Origin of the sequence: Amycolatopsis sp. lyj-346, from assembly GCF_046548975.1 — a bacterium.
Classification (GTDB): Bacteria; Actinomycetota; Actinomycetes; order Mycobacteriales; family Pseudonocardiaceae; genus Amycolatopsis.
Genome location: NZ_JAJPWT010000049.1, coordinates 1 through 1108, shown reverse-complemented (window position 1 = coordinate 1108; position 1108 = coordinate 1). Strand labels below are relative to the sequence as shown.

The following is a 1108-nucleotide window of genomic DNA, read 5'->3' as shown; positions in this document are numbered from 1 at the left end:
TGTGATGTCCGGGGAGGTTGGTCAGCCGGGTGATGGGTGGCTTTCCTCCGACGGATGAGTGGGGTCGGTGGTAATTGTAGAAGTGCAGCCAGCCTGGTAGCGCCGCCCGGCGCGAGGCTTCCGATGGGTAGAAACGGACGTAAGCCCAACCGTCGGCCAGGGTGCGGTGGAAGCGTTCGATCTTGCCGTTGGTCTGCGGCCGGTAGGGCCGGGTTCGTTTCGGGGTGATCCCGAGTTCGGTGCAGGTGTCGCGCCAGGCGTGGGAGCGGTAGGCCGAGCCGTTGTCGGACAACACGCGTTCGACGGTGACGCCCAGATCGGCGAACCAGGCGACGGCACGGCGCAGCACCGCGGTGGCGGTCGTGGCGTTTTCGTTGGTGTGGATTTCGGCGTAGGCGATGCGGGAGTGGTCGTCGATGACGGTGTGCAGCATGGCGGTGCCGGTGCGGGGCTTGTGGTCGGCGCCGCGGGGCAGGCCGGGGGTGGCTCGTTTGTTGATCTCGCCTTGTTGCCGGCCGACGAATCGGTGGCCGCCGCCGTCGGGGATGTTGCCGAACTTGGTGACATCGACATGAATCAGCGATCCGGGGTGGTCGTGTTCGTAGCGGCGCAGCGGTTCTCCGGTGACCCGGTCGATCCGGGACAGGCGGTTGATCCGGCAGCGGGTCAGCACTGCGTGCACGGTCGAGGCGGGCAGCCCGAGCCGGCCGCCGATCTGGACCGGACCCAGCCGGTGACGCCACCGCAGCCGCACGATCGCCCGCACCACCGGCGTGGGTGTGCGGGCCGGGCTGTGGTGGGGCCGGCTGCTGCGATCAGCCATCCCGGCTTCGCCCTCGTCCCGGTAACGCTGTGCCCACTTTCGGGCGGTCTTGGCAGCGACCATGAACATCTTGGCTGCTTCGGCGTGGGTCCAGCCTTGCTCGACGATCAGGCGGGCCAGCCGCAGCCGGGTGCGTGGGGTCAGGGTGGCGTTAGGGTGGGACACGAAGGCCTCCGGGCGGTGATGTGGTTCCTAGACAGCTCCACTTCACAACCGGAGGCCTTCACCTGTCAGCACGACAGGCCGTCACCGCCTCAACCCGGGACAACCTCCCCGGACATCACA

The 1108-nt window shown here is 68.1% G+C and carries 1 protein-coding gene; it reads right to left on the bottom strand.

Features of this window, described 5'->3' with window-relative positions; translation table 11 throughout:
* Positions 1 to 988 (bottom strand): IS481 family transposase (locus tag ACLJQE_RS44615; RefSeq protein ID WP_410645920.1); only part of this gene is annotated, 988 nt, incomplete at its 3' end.
* Positions 989 to 1108: the final 120 nt, after the last annotated feature.